This is a genomic window from Pedobacter sp. AC163, from assembly GCF_979258665.1.
This window is the reverse complement of sequence record NZ_OZ409872.1, coordinates 3,872,690-3,888,005: the sequence shown is the minus strand read 5'-3', so window position 1 is coordinate 3,888,005 and position 15,316 is coordinate 3,872,690. Positions and strand designations below refer to the sequence as shown.

Sequence of the window (15,316 nt, the reverse complement as noted above, 5' to 3'; positions counted from 1 at the left end):
ATTATATTTAAAGATAATATTTATCCTTAATAAAAAACCGCGAAAACTTAGGGAGTCTTGCGGATTAAATCTATTTACTTCCTAATTCACCGTACTTCTCGGATTACTTTTCTCACTTTTAGAGCCAACTTTTGTAATCTTATAATTCAACGAAACATAAAAATATCTGGTGATCGAATTAAAACGAATGTCTTCTATCCTACTGCCATTTACAGTTCTATCGATATTGGTATTTTGATTTAAAATATCAAATCCTTTTAAGCTTAGTGTTATTCTGCGCTGCATAAAATATTGATCTAAACCAGCATTGAGCAGAAATACATTGTTATTAAAGCCATCGGCTCTACCGGCAGCCCCATTGTGGTTTAGTTCTGTATTGATCCTCGTATTTTTAATAAACTCATAGCTTAGGCTAGCACTATTTGAGAAATTAAAATATTTATTATCCAGCGCACTTGGCTGCGAATTATTTACCTTGCTATACTGGACTCCAATATAAATTCCGGCGTTTAATTTATCATCAATATCATAGCTAAAGTTTGCATTCGGTCCAAAATTATATCGATTGGTAATATTTCTTTCCTGGTTAATAAATGAAGTGTTGTGCGAAAGTGACAGATTGACTCCATACCCCATTCTTAGTCCCTTTAACTTAGTTGGCTGCCCAAAATAAGTACCGGTATTGATGTAATAGTTACCATCTACATTAACGGGCTGAACATATTGTACACCATCTACATAATTAATGCTGTTCCCAACATCATCCAGGGCATAATTCACTAAAAAGTAACCATTCCAGTATTTATTATTGTCGGCACTGAACGTATTAAAATTAACTGACATGCGGTGACTTTTTCTGGCCTCCAACTCTGGATTACCTATCCTTTGATAAAGCGGATTGCTGTTATTTTGAACAGGCTGCAAATCATTTACCGAAGGAAGATTCACGTTGGCGTTATAATTCAACTGTAAAGTGTGCTTATTCTTATTCCTGAAACTAATGTTTAATCGAGGCAAAATATTGTAATATTTCTTATCTATATTATTAGTGTTTACACCAGAACTGCTAAAAGTTGAGGCATCTAACCCTGTTTCCTGAAATCCCAAACCAAAATTGTAAGTCCATTCCGTGCGGTTATAAATGAGCCCTAGCCTGGCGGTTTGTGTCCATGTTTTGTTCTCGAGTGTATTCGAAAAATCTGGAACAACAGCATCATAAGTGTTATTTAATGGATTGTAACTTAAAGTTAACTGCTGCGCATCTACTTTACCCTCGTTGCGGATATAAGCTATATTGCTATTCAATTTTTTATCCACAATTGGGCGAATGTAATTTACTGCAACACTATAGTTTTGCGACTTATTTTCCTGCTCTGCCTGCTGGTTTAAATCGGTTACATCGACAACCCCCGCTCTATAATTGTTTATTAGCGATTTATTTAGCCAATTGGAGTTGAAAGTATTTTGCGAACCATTTAAACCAATAATAATCGATCCTTTCTTTAATCGCCTTGTGGCAGAAAGCTCTCCAAAAAAAGCAGGGGTAGAATTTCTTTGGTCCAGGAGCTGACTACCTTCATTAATTTTTCCAGTGAGATCAAAAGCAGAATTGAAATTTCTATTATTGATATTGGTGGTGTAATTAAGAATTGCATTTGAGCGAAAAGTTAGATCGGTAAGCGAATCTGGATGGTATTCTACTTTGAAATTGAATCGATGCGCTTGGTTATCAGAATTGCGGTTTGAAACTTCGTCAGTTCTAAGTACATCATCTTGATTAATATCCTGAACGTTCGAAAACCGATTACCTAAACCTTTGCTGAAATATGTGAAGTAGCTGCTACTTAAAGTCAATTTATCCTTCGCACCCCAGCTGTTACTAAAGTTTAATCCGCCACTGTGCGTAGTTACTTCGCCAATGGCACTATTATCAAAAACACCTGAACCGCCAATGGTTGTTCGTCCGTTATTTACGTTGATGGAAAATCCTCCGCCTCCGGGAGGGGCAAAAAGGTTACCAATGTTTCCACTGGTAAAACTATTTAAATCTTCGTATTGAAAACTGGCATTACTTACATTATTGCTCATCCCTAAAATGGCGAACTGCATTTTTTTAGTGAAGTGGTTGGCGCTTAAATAGCCGCTATACCGATCGGTAGTGCCGCCAGATAAATTGGCATTGCCGAACCACCCATTCTTTTTATCCTCTTTAATGGTGAGGTTGAGGACTTTTTCCCGCTGTCCATCATCAATCCCTGTAGCTTTTGCCTCTAAGGTTTTGGCATCTATCAACTGAACTTTTGCGATCACATCGGCTGGTAAATTTTTGGTAGCTGTCTTTGGGTCGGTACCAAAAAAATCTTTTCCATCAACGGTTAATCGGGTTACTTTTTGTCCTTGCACTAAAATGCTACCATCTTTATCAATGGTTACGCCAGGGAGTTTTTTTAACAAATCTTCAACTGCAGCATTGGGTTGCGTTTTATACGCATCGGCATTAAACTGAACGGTATCTTTTTTCACAGTTGCCGTGGCATATTTTCCTGCTACCGAAACATCTTTTAAAGCTATCGCATCTTCTTTCATTTTCAATACCCCTAAATCAATATTCTTTCCTGAAAATGTGAGGGTTTTTAAAATTGGATTATAGCCCATTGCGGATATTTTCAAGGTATAATCGCCCTTACTAATATCTTTAAAAAGGAACTCCCCTGCTTTGTTGGTAACCACGCCAACTTTTTTATTTGAATCAATTTTGCTTGACAAAATAATGCCGACATACTCAAGCGCTAAGTTTGTTTTACTATCAATAGTTTTTCCGGTGATGATAGTATTCTCCTGTGCGAAGACTTTCGTAGATAAAAGGAATAGCAAAATCAATAAATAAGGTTTCATATCTGAGTTTGTTTTTTTGTTTCGTATTGAGAAGTTAGGCTCAATGTTCAGATATAAGACGCAAGAAAAATTAAAGTGTGACAGTCGACGGTTTATTTTTAATAAAAACAGTTAAAATGTTAGCCCAACATCAACCTACTTAGTAAGCAATTTGATATTTGTGGCTTTGAATCTGTTATTTACAATTTTACCAGATACTTCGGCTTTGCTTACAGCGTTACAGAAACCGTGTTCGCCATGCGCATCGCCAAAATCATCTATTCCTTTTCCATCAACAAAATAAGACTTGCCATTTATTCTAATGGCTAATTCACAATCTTTACCTTTCATTTTAAACTGGCATTCGCCACATGCAATTTCTACCACCTGGTTAGTGATCAATTGATTTGATGCCTGTTTTTTAGAGTCAGTTTGGGCTTTTAAACCGAAACTGAATAGTGTAAAAAGCAAAAGGATAGCTACAGTTTTCATTACGTCTATTTTTTTCAAATGTAGGTTTTGTTGGCAAAGGAATCACAAGTCTATGTAAAATAAACCTGGTAGCAGCGAACACATATCCCGATATTTCATCGGGAGGAGTAAAGCGCTAGCCTGCCCGGGCAGGAATAACAGAACTGATATTTCCGAAGAAGTACTGAAGTAGCGTTTTCGATGTCTTTTTTTGCCACGGAAACACAGAAAACACGGAAGTTTAAATGTTTCGAAAAGCTCAGGATGACATGGTAAAAAACAACAAAGGGATATGCAAATTGCACATCCCTTTTAGCAGCTCATTAATGAGATTGCTTCGTTCCTCGCAATGACGAGGAGCGATTAGTAACGATATTCGTCTGATTTGAATGGACCTTCAACCGGAACGCCAATATAATCAGCCTGGTGTTGATCTAAAACATCTAATTCTACACCGATTTTTTCTAAGTGTAAACGAGCAACTTTCTCATCTAAATACTTAGGTAAAACGTAAACCTTGTTTTCGTATTTATCTGTGTTAGTCCAAAGCTCTAATTGCGCTAAAGTTTGGTTGGTAAATGAGTTACTCATTACGAAACTTGGGTGACCAGTTGCGCAACCTAAGTTTACCAAACGACCTTCGGCCAATAAGATGATATCTTTACCTTCGATAGTATATTTATCTACCTGAGGTTTGATTTCTACTTTGGTTGAACCGTATTTCTCATTTAACCAGGCAACATCAATTTCATTATCGAAGTGACCGATATTACAAACGATGGCTTTATCTTTCATAGTTAAGAAATGCTCGCCACGAACAATATCACGGTTACCAGTTGTAGTGACAATAATATCTGCTTCTTTAACGGCAGTAGCGAATTTTTTAACTTCGTAACCTTCCATTGCAGCTTGTAAAGCACAAATCGGGTCAATTTCAGTTACAATTACACGTACACCTTGTGAGCTTAAAGATTCTGCAGAACCTTTACCCACATCGCCATAACCGCAAACAACGGCTACTTTACCAGCCATCATCACGTCAGTTGCACGACGAATTGCATCAACTAATGATTCACGACATCCGTATTTGTTATCAAATTTAGATTTAGTTACAGAATCGTTAACGTTAATTGCAGGCAAGTGCAATGTTCCGTTTTTCATTCTTTCATATAAACGGTGAACACCAGTGGTTGTTTCTTCTGATAAACCTTTAATGCCAGCAATTAATTCTGGGTATTTATCAAAAACCATATTGGTTAAATCGCCACCATCATCCAAAATCATGTTTAGTGGTTGTTGCTCCGGACCAAAGTGTAAAGTTTGCTCAATACACCAGTCGAATTCTTCTTCATTTAAACCTTTCCAGGCATAAACCTGAATACCAGCAGCGGCAATTGCAGCAGCAGCATGATCTTGTGTTGAGAAAATATTGCAAGATGACCAGGTAACTTCAGCACCTAAAGCCACTAACGTTTCAATTAGAACAGCCGTTTGAATCGTCATATGCAGACAGCCTGCAATACGAGCACCTTTTAACGGTTGCGTTGGGCCGAATTCTTTACGTAAACTCATTAAACCTGGCATTTCTGCTTCGGCTAATTCGATTTCTTTACGGCCCCATTCTGCCAGTGAAATGTCCTTAACTTTGTAAGGGATATAAGTTGTCTCTACTGATGACATATTTTATTTGTTTTAAATGTGGAACAAAGTTACGGCATAGCTTTGTGAAAGCCAAATAATTAAAAGAGCAAGCTGGTTTATAGAATGTAAAATAAAGGGGTGTTTTTAAAAAGATTTTGGAAACCAAATTCAGTGTATTTTGGGCTATTTCAGTCCCGCCATACACTGTAGCTCCGATAAAAAAAATCGGAGGCTGCCGTTTCTGCCGGGTTTAGGTTACTAATACCTGTATCACTTTTGTAAAACTGCATGATGCAAAACAAACCCTTGATTTTCAGTTTATTATTTCTTAAATTGATTCAACCAAATAAATCAATTATGAAAACAGTAAAACACCTTCTCGATACGAAACAAGCAAGAGTGATATCAGTACCCGAGAATATTTCGGTATTAGATGCGCTCAAAATAATGACAGAGAAAAACATAAGTGCCATGCTGGTGATGGAAAACGAAAAACTTACCGGTATTTTTACAGAACGCGACTATGCCCGCAAGATCATCCTTCAGGGTAAATCTTCGAAGGACACCCTAATCAAAGAAGTAATGACTGCTGATCCGATCACCATTAATACCAGTGATTCCATTGACCATTGTATGCAACTCATGACGGAAAAGCACATTCGTCACTTACCTATTGTTGTAAACAACGAAGTAAAAGGAATGATGTCAATTGGCGATGTGGTAAAATTTATTATTGCCGACCAAAAGCAAACGATATCGCAGTTGGAAAGTTATATTAGTGGATAAATAGAAAATGAAAAGTTGAAGGTGAAAAGTTTAAAGCTGAAAGCCTCGAGCATAAACTTAAACCCTATCATTCCGACCGGCTAAATTCAGCATTTTTGCCTCGCTTCGTTCGGAATGATAGGTTTAATCTTAAACTTTTATGTCAGACTATTTCCACCGCCATTCGCCAGCAATGGTTAACGGCTCCTTTAAGTTTTGCGATTCTAGAAACGTTTTTAATTCTTCGTCATCTTGTAAACCCACTGGAATTTTGGGCGTATTGGCTAAAGCATAAGTTAGCATAGCACTATAACGAACGGTGTTTTTTAGTTCTTGCTCATCAACCAGTTTGAAAGAGTCTCCATCAGAATGATAAAAAGGACCGGAGTTATTTGGCAACTTTCCGCCAAAGCCACCGCCTGTCGGAATTCCTTCTAACATGAATGGTTGGTGATCGCTATGTAAACCTGCGCCAGCATTGAACAGATTCTTGAAGCCAGTGTCAATTTTTACAATATCAGCGCCCCAAGCGGTAAATAAATCTTTCATTTCAGCACGAGAGGTCGAAAACCCTTTGGGATCATTGGTCATGTCGTAATTCAGCATGAACTTAACTTGACCAAGGTTTTTATCTTCTTTAGCCTGATCAATATAGGCTTTAGAACCTAGTAAACCCTGCTCTTCGCCCATAAACAGCACAAATTCCACTGTTCGTTTCGTTTTTAAGTTTAACTTTTTAAAGGTACGGGCCATATCCATAATGGCAAACGAGCCGATCCCGTTATCAATTGCTCCAGTAGCTAAATCCCAGCTATCTAAATGCCCACCAACAACAATTTTATCTTTTGGTATTTCGGTTCCTTTGAAAATAGCGATCACATTTCTTGCCTTGATTAAACCTGAAAAATTCATCATGCCAATATGCGCCATTTGCGTTTTGCTTTTTAGTTTTTCTTTGAGTGCCATCCCATCTTCCAAGCCAATGCAAACCGCAGGAATTGGAATAAGTTTACCTGTAACAGATGCTGTGCCCGTTAACAAAACACCATCTTTTACGGTGTTAACGATAATTACCCCAATGGCACCATATTTAGTAGCGATGGCAGTTTTTTCTGAACGGTGCAATGATTTTGTTCCGGCGGGAGAACCTGGCAAAACACCAAGGTAAATCAAAGCAATTTTCCCTTTAAATTTTGAAGGATTGGTTTGGTAATCCTTTTCCAACCCATTTCCGGCATCAACAATTTCTCCTGTGATATTTGCACTAACAGGAGAATGTGCCAAAGTAACGGCCTTAACTGCAGCTAAGCTATTTTTGTCTGCGCCAATTTCTACAGTGATTGTTTCTCTCGCCCAACTTTCCACTTCAAAAGGTTGGAACTTTACTTCGCAACCGTAAGATTTTAATAAGTTGTATGCATATTGCTCTGCCTTTGCTCCATTAGCTGAACCCGTTAACCGGTGACCGATATTTTCAGTTTCGTACTTAAGTGTTTGATATGCTTTGGAATTTTGTTGTACTTCGGTATTGATTTTCGCGAAAACGCCTCCAAATTGATCTTGAGCATTTGCGAATAAAGCACTACAAAGAAGTGCCGCTGATAAAAAGTATTTCATGAATATGGTTTGCTGATTGATGGGTTGAAAGTACAAATTTTACGGTTAGCTATTAAGCTGTAACGTTTATTTTGCTTATGGATTAGTGGATTACTCTTAAAATTCTGCGAAAATCAGCGTGATCTGCGGGAGACCATGGTGCAAATACAAATGAATATTATTGGTTTTAGCGAAAAATATTTCCCGCAGATTTAATAGAATTTTCACAGATTTAAGTGCTTAACTCTGCAAACATTTGCGGAATAAATAAATCATCATTCTACAGAAAGGGCCCAGAAAACAAGCAACTCAATTCGGTCTTCAGTAAAACGATATAAAAACGAACAATTTTTATGAAGAATCCCTTTTCTCACATCTTTTCCCTGATAAATATTTTCAAATAATTGAGGATTCAACGAAACTAATTTGAAAATTTTATTTGATCGGCCTATAAAATGATTTACGTATTTCTGGCCCCAAAATTCATCCAAATATTCAAGAATATAGATGTAAGTTTCTCTAGCTGTGGGAGTCCAAATGATTTTTCGAGCCAATTATTTTACGTATTTCGTATTTACGTACTCCATAAAATCTTCATGCAAAACGAAATTTTCATTGTCAGCTTCTGTTAAAAACTTATTAAGCAATTGTGATATATGACTTGGTAAAGGGGTATTGTCAATTTCCTTTATTGGCTCCATTTTTACATTCAAAGCATCCAAAGCATCTTTTACTGCTTTGGTTTGTGCTGTACTTTCAGTCTGAATTATAAATGTTTGCATGATCAAATATAATGAATAATTCTTAGGATTTTTCGATGTTGATATCAGCGGAGGATTGGCGCTGTTTCAATACAACAGGTATATAAACCTGATTTAAATGGCAGCCCCCGATTTTCTCGGGGCTATAATGAAAAGCAGGACTACCGTTAAAATGAAATAGCGCCTTTGCTTTCCCAAACCTCTGTAATCGCACACGAAATTTCAGCTTTAGAGCAATGCGCTTAATTACCTTGCATTTTTGATCTGAATAAGCTATACCATAAGAAATGTAAGGGGATATAAGATTTAGCGCTGGGGAAACTATTGATGCGCTGCTTTCTTCTTCGGGAAAACCAGTGATGCCACAATACTGATCACCAGAATACTCAAAATTACAATTAATGAATGTTGCGTGGTGAAACCCAATTTCTCTAAATAAACGTGACCCAACATTTTTACCCCAATAAATGCCAATAAAACAGCCAAACCAGCCTTTAGATAATGGAATTTATGGATAATGTTAACCAGTAAGAAAAACATTGACCTCAAGCCCATAATGGCAAAAATATTGGAGAAAAACACAATATAAGGGTCTTTAGTTACTGCAAAAATTGCGGGAATAGAATCGACAGCAAATAATAAATCGGTAAATTCTACTATGAGTAAGACCAAAAATAATGGCGTAACGAATCTTTTATGGTTAATGGTGACGAAAAAGTTCTTGCCCTCGTATTTTGGATGGATAGAGAATATTTTCGAGGCCCATTTCACCACCGGATGATTTTCTGGATCTATCTTTTCTTCTCCTTTGCTGAAGAACATTTTTATACCGGTGAAAACTAGAAACGCACCAAACAGATACAAGATCCATGCAAACTTAGCGATCAACGCTGCACCAACGAAGATAAAAATGAAACGCATGATAATAGCGCCCAGGATACCCCAGAATAAAACGCGGTGATAATACTTTTCTTCCACTGCAAATGCAGAAAATATCAATACAATAACAAAGATATTATCAACAGATAAGGCATACTCAATTACATAACCAGTTAAAAATTCCAATCCTAAATTTTGCCTGTAAGTAGAGAGACTGGCCTGGAAATCATTAGCATTTAAGGTTATATGGTGTTGATGCTTGGTTACAATTTCCTGTAAATGGGCAAAATCCCTTATTCCATGCAGCTGATGACCTTCGGTAAGTAGAAGAAAGTAAAAACCGATGGCTAAACCTACCATGATAACACTCATGATACCTGCCTGTTTCAGGCTGATTACATGTTCCTTTTTGCTAAAAAGACCCAAATCTAAAGCCAGTACCAGCACAATAAATAAAAGGAAACCTAAACTGAAGAGTAATTCGCTGCTCATTATTTTTTACGTTCGGTAGTGTAAAGTACTAATTGTTCTAAGCCAGTTCTGGCTTCTCCTGCATCAAATTGATGCAAAATATCAAATGCAGCATTCTGGTATTCCAGCATTTTTTGGTTGGCATAATAAACACCTTGTTGTGCATTAACAAAATCGATAATCTGTTGAATCTTTAACGGATCATCCTGATGATTTTTCACCAGATTGATTATCCGTTTTCTATCTGCTTTGTCAGCCTTATTCAACGCGTATATTAGTGGCAAAGTCACTTTTTTCTCTTTAATATCAATTCCTAAAGGCTTGCCTACGTCATCCGTACCAAAATCAAAAGTGTCATCTTTAATTTGAAAAGCAATTCCAACTTTTTCACCAAATAGGCGCATCTTTTCAATTATTTCATCACTTGCACCAGCAGAAGCTGCTCCTGCAGCACAACAGGAAGCAATTAAAGAAGCTGTTTTCTGCCTAATCACATCGAAATACAACTCTTCCGAAATATCCATCTTTCGCACTTTTTCCACCTGCAACAATTCACCCTCGCTCATTTGCTTTACTGCTTCTGATACAATTTGTAACAATCTGTGTTCGTTATTGTTTACGGAAAGTAGCAATCCTTTGGCCAATAAATAATCGCCGACTAAAACAGCAATTTTATTTTTCCATAACGCATTGATGGAGAAAAAGCCCCGGCGCTCGTAAGCATTATCAACTACATCATCATGTACAAGTGTAGCTGTGTGCAAAAGCTCCACCAAAGCAGCACCACGATGGGTAGATTCGGTAATTCCGCCGCACAGTTTAGCTGCAAAAAACACAAACATCGGTCGCATTTGTTTGCCCTTTTGCTTTACAATATAATGGGTAATCCTATCCAGCAATGGAGCATCGCTGTGCATAGAATCTTTAAAGGTTTTTTCAAACGCTTTAATATCGGCTGCTATAGGTTTTTTTATCTGATCGATTCCCGGCATTAAGTCGAAAAATTTTGATTGCAAACTTAAGCTAATTTCCCATAAAAAGTGAATCAATAACGTTAATATTAAGGATTTGAAAAGCATCGGAAGTGCCATAAACTGCTTCAGTCCTGCGCTCCGCTTTACTTCTCCCAATGAAGAATTGGGATTCGTGTTCGCTCCGATCAGGTTTAACAACATCAGTCTCTGCAATAAATCCCCTCGAAAGCCAAACCATTATTTAATATATTCTTTGTTATTTCGGCTAAACCGCTACATTTAATGCAGTAATTTGTTAGAATGAAAAGGCGTTACAAAGTTCTATTCGGGGTTTCAGCACTGTTGGCGATCAGCTATTTGCTTGGCCCAAAACCTAAAAAACCATTGTATAACGCAGCGTTAATACAAGTTCCGGAATTGAACGAGCTGGAAGGCTATGTTCAAAATATTGAGCAACTCAATAAAATTAAACCGGGCAATGAAGCAGAAATTATTTGGGCTAATGGCGCACAGCAGCAAACCGAATATGCAGTAGTTTATTTACATGGATTTTCTGCATCAAAAACTGAAGGAAACCCGGTTCACCTAAATTTAGCGAAGGCGATTGGCGCCAATTTATACCTATCACGATTAGCCGATCACGGTATTGATACCATTGCACCTATGCAAAATTTTACTGCTGACCGATTGTGGGAGAGCAGTAAACTGGCCTATGCCATCGGTAAAAAACTCGGAAAAAAGGTAATTCTAGTTGGCACTTCTACGGGTGGTACGGTTGCGTTAAAATTAGCGGCAACCTACCCAGAGATTAATAGTTTAATCTTACTTTCTCCGAATGTGGCCATAAACGATAAAAATGCCTGGTTGTTAAATAATCCATGGGGCTTACAAATTGCCAGAAAAGTTGTTGGAGGCGACGAAAGAAAAGTGGAGGGTAGAACTGACGAATATCGAAAATACTGGTACACCAATTACCGGATAGAATCTTTGGTAGAACTACAGGAATTTATTGAAGGAACGATGACCAGAAGTACCTTCCAAAAAGTAAAACAACCTTTGCTGATGTTGTATTACTACAAAAGCTTAACAGAACAAGATCCGGTTGTACGCGTAGATGCGATGTTAAAAATGTTTACTGAGTTAGGAACACCAGATCATTTGAAACGGAAAATAGCCATTCCAGGAGCCGGAAATCATGTTTTGGGTTCGTATCTTACCTCAAAAGATTTACCTAGTGTAGAAACTGCTATTCATAATTTTGTAGAAAATATTTTAAAACTACAGCTGAAACATCCTTTACCTATCGCTGAGGAAGAAATTAATCCCGTATAATTGACGCCTAAAGCCATAAAATAATGAGATTTCTTCTTTCAATCCTTTTTCTTTTTACTGCGAATTGTGTTTCTGCACAAAACACAAAGCCCAATCAATCTTTCGAAATTGGTACAATCGAAGAAATTCATTCGGCTATTTTAAATGAAACCAGAAAATTAAATATTTATCTGCCGGTTGGATATTCGGCAGATACGTTGAAAACATGCCCTGTAATTTATCTTTTAGATGGATCTGCGAATGAAGACTTTATACACATCGCCGGCCTCGCTCAGTTCTTAACTATGATTGAGAAAATGCCTCCAACCATTGTTGTTGGTATTGCTAATGTAGATAGGAAGCGTGACTTCACCTTTCCAACAACTATTAAAAAAGATCTGCTGGATTTTCCAACCACAGGTTTTTCAAGCAAATTCATCTCTTTTATTGAGAAGGAACTACAACCCTTCATCCATTCTAAATACACTACAAGTAGCTCAAAAACTATTATAGGGCAATCGCTAGGCGGATTACTGGCTACAGAAATTTTGTTAAAGAAACCGCAGCTTTTCTCCAATTACCTGATTGTAAGTCCGAGTCTTTGGTGGAATAATGAATCGTTGCTCCGCAACCCATTAACAGAAATAAATAAAACTGATGGCAAAAAAGTTTATATAGCTGTTGGCAAAGAAGGCCAAAAGATGGAAGATGATGCTAAAAACCTAGCTGACTTGATTCGTATGAATAAAAAAATATCAGTGAAGTTTAATCCTTTACCAAAAGAGAGTCACCTCACTATTTTGCACAACAGCGCCTATCAAGGTCTGGAATTCTTATTTGATGCTAACGCAAATTAATTGATGATATTGCGGATAATCATTTCGGCATGAACTCTTGAATTTTCGATAAAGAGTTTGTGTGTATCCAATCCTCCACAAACCACACCGGCCAAATAGAGACCTTTGACATTGGTTTCCATGGTTTCTTCATTATAGACCGGACAAAGACTTTCCGGCAAATCAATTCCGAACCTTTTCAACATCGAAAAATCTGGCTGGTAACCTGTCATAGCGATTACAAAATCATTGGCAATTGTTTTAATACCATCAGGCGTTTTAATATCAACTTCGCCTTCTCTAATTTCGAGTAATTCTGAATGGAAATGAGCAGTGATTGCTCCTTCTTTAATCCTGTTTTCAATATCTGGACGAACCCAATATTTTACGTGAGGACCCATTTCGCCGCTGCGAACCACCATTGTAACATTTGCCCCTTTACGGTAAGTTTCTAAAGCAGCATCAACGCCAGAATTGTTTGCTCCAACTACTACCACATTTTGAAAAGCATACAAATGCGGATCTTTGTAATAATGAGTCACTTTGGGCAAATCTTCGCCAGGGATATTCATTAATAATGGAACGTCATAAAATCCTGTAGCTACCACTACATTTTTTGCAGTATAACTTGCCTTTGTCGTACTAACTTCAAAGTCCTCACCTTGTTTCAAAACCTGTTTAACTGTTTCAAAAAGGTTGATTTTTAAATCGAACTTTTCAGCAACTCTACGATAATATTCAACGGCTTCGTTGCGATTTGGTTTCGGGTTGATGGTAACAAAGGGCGTATCACCAATCTCCAGCTTTTGAGACGTGGAAAAGAATGTCATGAAAACCGGATAATTAAAAAGGCTGTTTACTAAAGCACCCTTTTCAATAATCAGGTAGCTCAAATTAGCCTTCTGCGCTTCAATTGCACAAGCCATTCCAATCGGCCCAGCGCCAATGATGATGATATCGTATTGAGTAGATTTTGTCAATTTTAATGATTTAAAAGATAATAGAGATTTGGAATAGGAGAGTGCTTATTTATACGGAAATTGGGAATAGGAAATAGATAAGTACTTACATCAATTTACTTCTCAATAGAAATTTGCGAATAGGTATTGATCAAATGTTTTAATCAACCGCATTAATAATAGATATGCGTTTTTCTATTTCCAAATTTTCTATTTCCCATTCACTACTTTCCACTTCCTGCTAAACTTTCATCGCCTTACTCGGGCAAGCAAAATCGGTTCTTTTTAAACCTGTATTCTTAATAGCCCCGTAACCACCAGCGATATCAATTACATGCTCTACGCCACGAGATTTTAGAATAGAGGCCGCAATCATCGATCGGTAACCGCCCGCACAATGAATATAATAAGTTTTATTTGGGTCAATCTCTCCCATCCAATCGTTAATAAAATCCAAAGGGCGACTTAAAGTAAATTCCAAATGTTCCGATTCATATTCACCCGGTTTACGAACATCAAGGGCGATTATTTCTTGTTCTGTTACGGCTTTTTCAAAAATTTCTGCTGAAATGGTTTCGATAGTATCAATTTCTTTTCCGGCATCAGTCCACCGTTCAAAACCACCATTCAGATATCCAATTGTACTGTCATAACCCACACGAGTTAAGCGGGTGATGGTTTCCTCCTCTTTTCCTCCATCAGTAATCAACAAAATGGGTTGATTTAAATCGGTAATTAGTGCGCCAACCCAAGGGGCAAACTGCCCATTCAGGCCGATGTTAATGGCATTAGGAATAAATCCTTTTGCAAAGACTTGTGGGTCGCGGGTATCGAGCATAATTGCTCCGGTTTGGTTCGCGGTATCTTCAAAAGCTTGTGGCGTTAAAGCATTTAAACCTTTTTCATAAATGCCATCAATACTTTCTACACCGCCTTTATTTATCGCAGCATTTTTAGCAAAATACTGTGGAGGAGGCATAATACCATCCGTAACTTCTGATATAAATTGTTCTTTGGTTTGTGCCTTAAGTGCGTAATTCACTTCTTTTTGATGACCTAAGGTATCAAAAGTTTCCTTGCTCATGCTTTTTCCGCAAGCAGAACCCGCACCATGTGCAGGATACACTATCACATCATCGGCTAAGGGCTTGATTTTTTCATTTAGAGAATCGTAAAGCATTCCTGCTAAATCTTCCATGGTTAAATTACCTTTCTGCGCTAAATCCGGACGACCAACATCTCCTATAAATAGCGTATCGCCACTAAAAATACAATGATCTTTTCCATTCTCATCAGTTAATAAATAAGTGGTCGATTCTAAGGTATGACCAGGCGTATGCAAAGCCGTAATGGTTAAATCGCCTATTTGGAACTTCTCGCCATCTTTAGCAATGTGCGATTCAAATTCTGTTTTGGCGGTTGGTCCGTAGATAATTTTAGCGCCAGATTTATCGGCTAAATCCACGTGGCCAGAAACAAAATCTGCATGAAAATGGGTTTCAAAAATATACTTAATTATTGCGCCAGCTTTCTCAGCTTTCTTCAAATAAGTTCCAACTTCTCTCAGTGGATCTATAATCGCAGCTTCGCCGTTACTTTCAATGTAATAAGCGGCCTCTGCCAAACACCCAGTATATATTTGTTCTATTTTCATGATTTATCTGTTTGTCACCCTGAATCTATTTCAGGGTCTTATTGAATAGATGCTGAATCAAGTTCAGCATGACGGATTTATTAACAAAAATAGTGCTAAATACGAACAACCGAAATGATGGTGC

Annotated in this window: 12 protein-coding genes; 3 read left to right on the top strand and 9 right to left on the bottom strand. The window is 37.5% G+C overall.

Features of this window, described 5'->3' with window-relative positions; genetic code table 11:
- Nucleotides 1-81: 81 nt before the first annotated feature.
- The 3 genes from ACZZZK_RS16780 to ahcY all read right to left on the bottom strand — a co-directional run bounded on the left by ACZZZK_RS16780 (nt 82) and on the right by ahcY (nt 5,025).
- Nucleotides 82-2,895, bottom strand: a complete 2,814-nt coding sequence (locus tag ACZZZK_RS16780) for a TonB-dependent receptor (protein ID WP_463485133.1) — start codon at nt 2,893-2,895, stop codon at nt 82-84.
- 135 nt (nt 2,896-3,030) lie between these two features.
- Nucleotides 3,031-3,366: a DUF6370 family protein gene (locus ACZZZK_RS16775; RefSeq protein ID WP_463485132.1), complete on the bottom strand. Its 336-nt coding sequence runs from the start codon at nt 3,364-3,366 to the stop codon at nt 3,031-3,033.
- A gap of 342 nt (nt 3,367-3,708) precedes the next feature.
- On the bottom strand, nt 3,709-5,025 hold the full coding sequence (gene ahcY / locus ACZZZK_RS16770) for an adenosylhomocysteinase (RefSeq protein WP_463485131.1): 1,317 nt from the start codon (nt 5,023-5,025) through the stop codon (nt 3,709-3,711).
- Between the two features lie 318 nt (nt 5,026-5,343).
- Here ahcY and ACZZZK_RS16765 point away from each other — a divergent pair, with 318 nt between their 5' ends.
- Entirely contained in the window at nt 5,344-5,772 is a 429-nt protein-coding gene (locus tag ACZZZK_RS16765) for a CBS domain-containing protein (protein WP_463485130.1), read from the top strand.
- 147 nt (nt 5,773-5,919) lie between these two features.
- On the opposite strand, the gene ACZZZK_RS16760 is transcribed toward ACZZZK_RS16765, so the two are convergent.
- The 4 genes from ACZZZK_RS16760 to ACZZZK_RS16745 all read right to left on the bottom strand — a co-directional run bounded on the left by ACZZZK_RS16760 (nt 5,920) and on the right by ACZZZK_RS16745 (nt 10,450).
- On the bottom strand, nt 5,920-7,368 hold the full coding sequence (locus ACZZZK_RS16760) for a M20/M25/M40 family metallo-hydrolase (protein ID WP_463485129.1): 1,449 nt from the start codon (nt 7,366-7,368) through the stop codon (nt 5,920-5,922).
- Between the two features lie 533 nt (nt 7,369-7,901).
- Entirely contained in the window at nt 7,902-8,129 is a 228-nt protein-coding gene (locus ACZZZK_RS16755; RefSeq protein ID WP_463485128.1) for a hypothetical protein, read from the bottom strand.
- A 300-nt stretch (nt 8,130-8,429) separates the two neighbouring features.
- A complete protein-coding gene (locus tag ACZZZK_RS16750) occupies nt 8,430-9,479 on the bottom strand; it encodes a TerC family protein (protein ID WP_463485127.1) in 1,050 nt (349 codons plus the stop codon).
- Nucleotides 9,479-10,450 (bottom strand): polyprenyl synthetase family protein, encoded by a 972-nt coding sequence (locus tag ACZZZK_RS16745; RefSeq protein WP_463486300.1) that lies wholly within the window; start codon nt 10,448-10,450, stop codon nt 9,479-9,481. The genes ACZZZK_RS16750 and ACZZZK_RS16745 overlap by 1 nt, the downstream gene beginning before the upstream one ends.
- A 282-nt stretch (nt 10,451-10,732) precedes the next feature.
- On the opposite strand from ACZZZK_RS16745, the gene ACZZZK_RS16740 reads away from it, so the two are divergent.
- Nucleotides 10,733-11,764, top strand: coding sequence for an alpha/beta hydrolase (locus tag ACZZZK_RS16740; RefSeq protein ID WP_463485126.1), 1,032 nt, complete (start codon nt 10,733-10,735; stop codon nt 11,762-11,764).
- 23 nt (nt 11,765-11,787) lie between these two features.
- Nucleotides 11,788-12,600 (top strand): alpha/beta hydrolase, encoded by an 813-nt coding sequence (locus tag ACZZZK_RS16735; protein ID WP_463485125.1) that lies wholly within the window; start codon nt 11,788-11,790, stop codon nt 12,598-12,600.
- Here the strand turns inward: ACZZZK_RS16735 and ACZZZK_RS16730 are convergent.
- Together ACZZZK_RS16730 and ACZZZK_RS16725 are read right to left on the bottom strand one after the other, a co-directional pair.
- The gene (locus ACZZZK_RS16730) at nt 12,597-13,505 is read right to left on the bottom strand and encodes a YpdA family putative bacillithiol disulfide reductase (protein WP_463486299.1); all 909 of its coding nucleotides are present in this window, start codon (nt 13,503-13,505) and stop codon (nt 12,597-12,599) included. The two genes, ACZZZK_RS16735 and ACZZZK_RS16730, sit on opposite strands and share 4 nt — an antisense overlap.
- Before the next feature lie 274 nt (nt 13,506-13,779).
- Nucleotides 13,780-15,192, bottom strand: coding sequence for an MBL fold metallo-hydrolase (locus ACZZZK_RS16725; RefSeq protein WP_463485124.1), 1,413 nt, complete (start codon nt 15,190-15,192; stop codon nt 13,780-13,782).
- Nucleotides 15,193-15,316: the final 124 nt, after the last annotated feature.

Bases quoted from the DNA above. Each gene is read 5' to 3' on its own strand.
- ACZZZK_RS16740 (WP_463485126.1), top strand. From the start codon at position 10,733: ATGAAAAGGCGTTACAAAGTTCTATTCGGGGTTTCAGCACTGTTGGCG.
- ACZZZK_RS16760 (WP_463485129.1), bottom strand. From the start codon at position 7,368: ATGAAATACTTTTTATCAGCGGCACTTCTTTGTAGTGCTTTATTCGCA.
- ACZZZK_RS16735 (WP_463485125.1), top strand. From the start codon at position 11,788: ATGAGATTTCTTCTTTCAATCCTTTTTCTTTTTACTGCGAATTGTGTT.
- ACZZZK_RS16745 (WP_463486300.1), bottom strand. From the start codon at position 10,450: ATGCCGGGAATCGATCAGATAAAAAAACCTATAGCAGCCGATATTAAA.
- ACZZZK_RS16765 (WP_463485130.1), top strand. From the start codon at position 5,344: ATGAAAACAGTAAAACACCTTCTCGATACGAAACAAGCAAGAGTGATA.
- ACZZZK_RS16750 (WP_463485127.1), bottom strand. From the start codon at position 9,479: ATGAGCAGCGAATTACTCTTCAGTTTAGGTTTCCTTTTATTTATTGTG.
- ahcY (WP_463485131.1), bottom strand. From the start codon at position 5,025: ATGTCATCAGTAGAGACAACTTATATCCCTTACAAAGTTAAGGACATT.
- ACZZZK_RS16755 (WP_463485128.1), bottom strand. From the start codon at position 8,129: ATGCAAACATTTATAATTCAGACTGAAAGTACAGCACAAACCAAAGCA.
- ACZZZK_RS16730 (WP_463486299.1), bottom strand. From the start codon at position 13,505: ATGGCTTGTGCAATTGAAGCGCAGAAGGCTAATTTGAGCTACCTGATT.
- ACZZZK_RS16780 (WP_463485133.1), bottom strand. From the start codon at position 2,895: ATGAAACCTTATTTATTGATTTTGCTATTCCTTTTATCTACGAAAGTC.
- ACZZZK_RS16725 (WP_463485124.1), bottom strand. From the start codon at position 15,192: ATGAAAATAGAACAAATATATACTGGGTGTTTGGCAGAGGCCGCTTAT.
- ACZZZK_RS16775 (WP_463485132.1), bottom strand. From the start codon at position 3,366: ATGAAAACTGTAGCTATCCTTTTGCTTTTTACACTATTCAGTTTCGGT.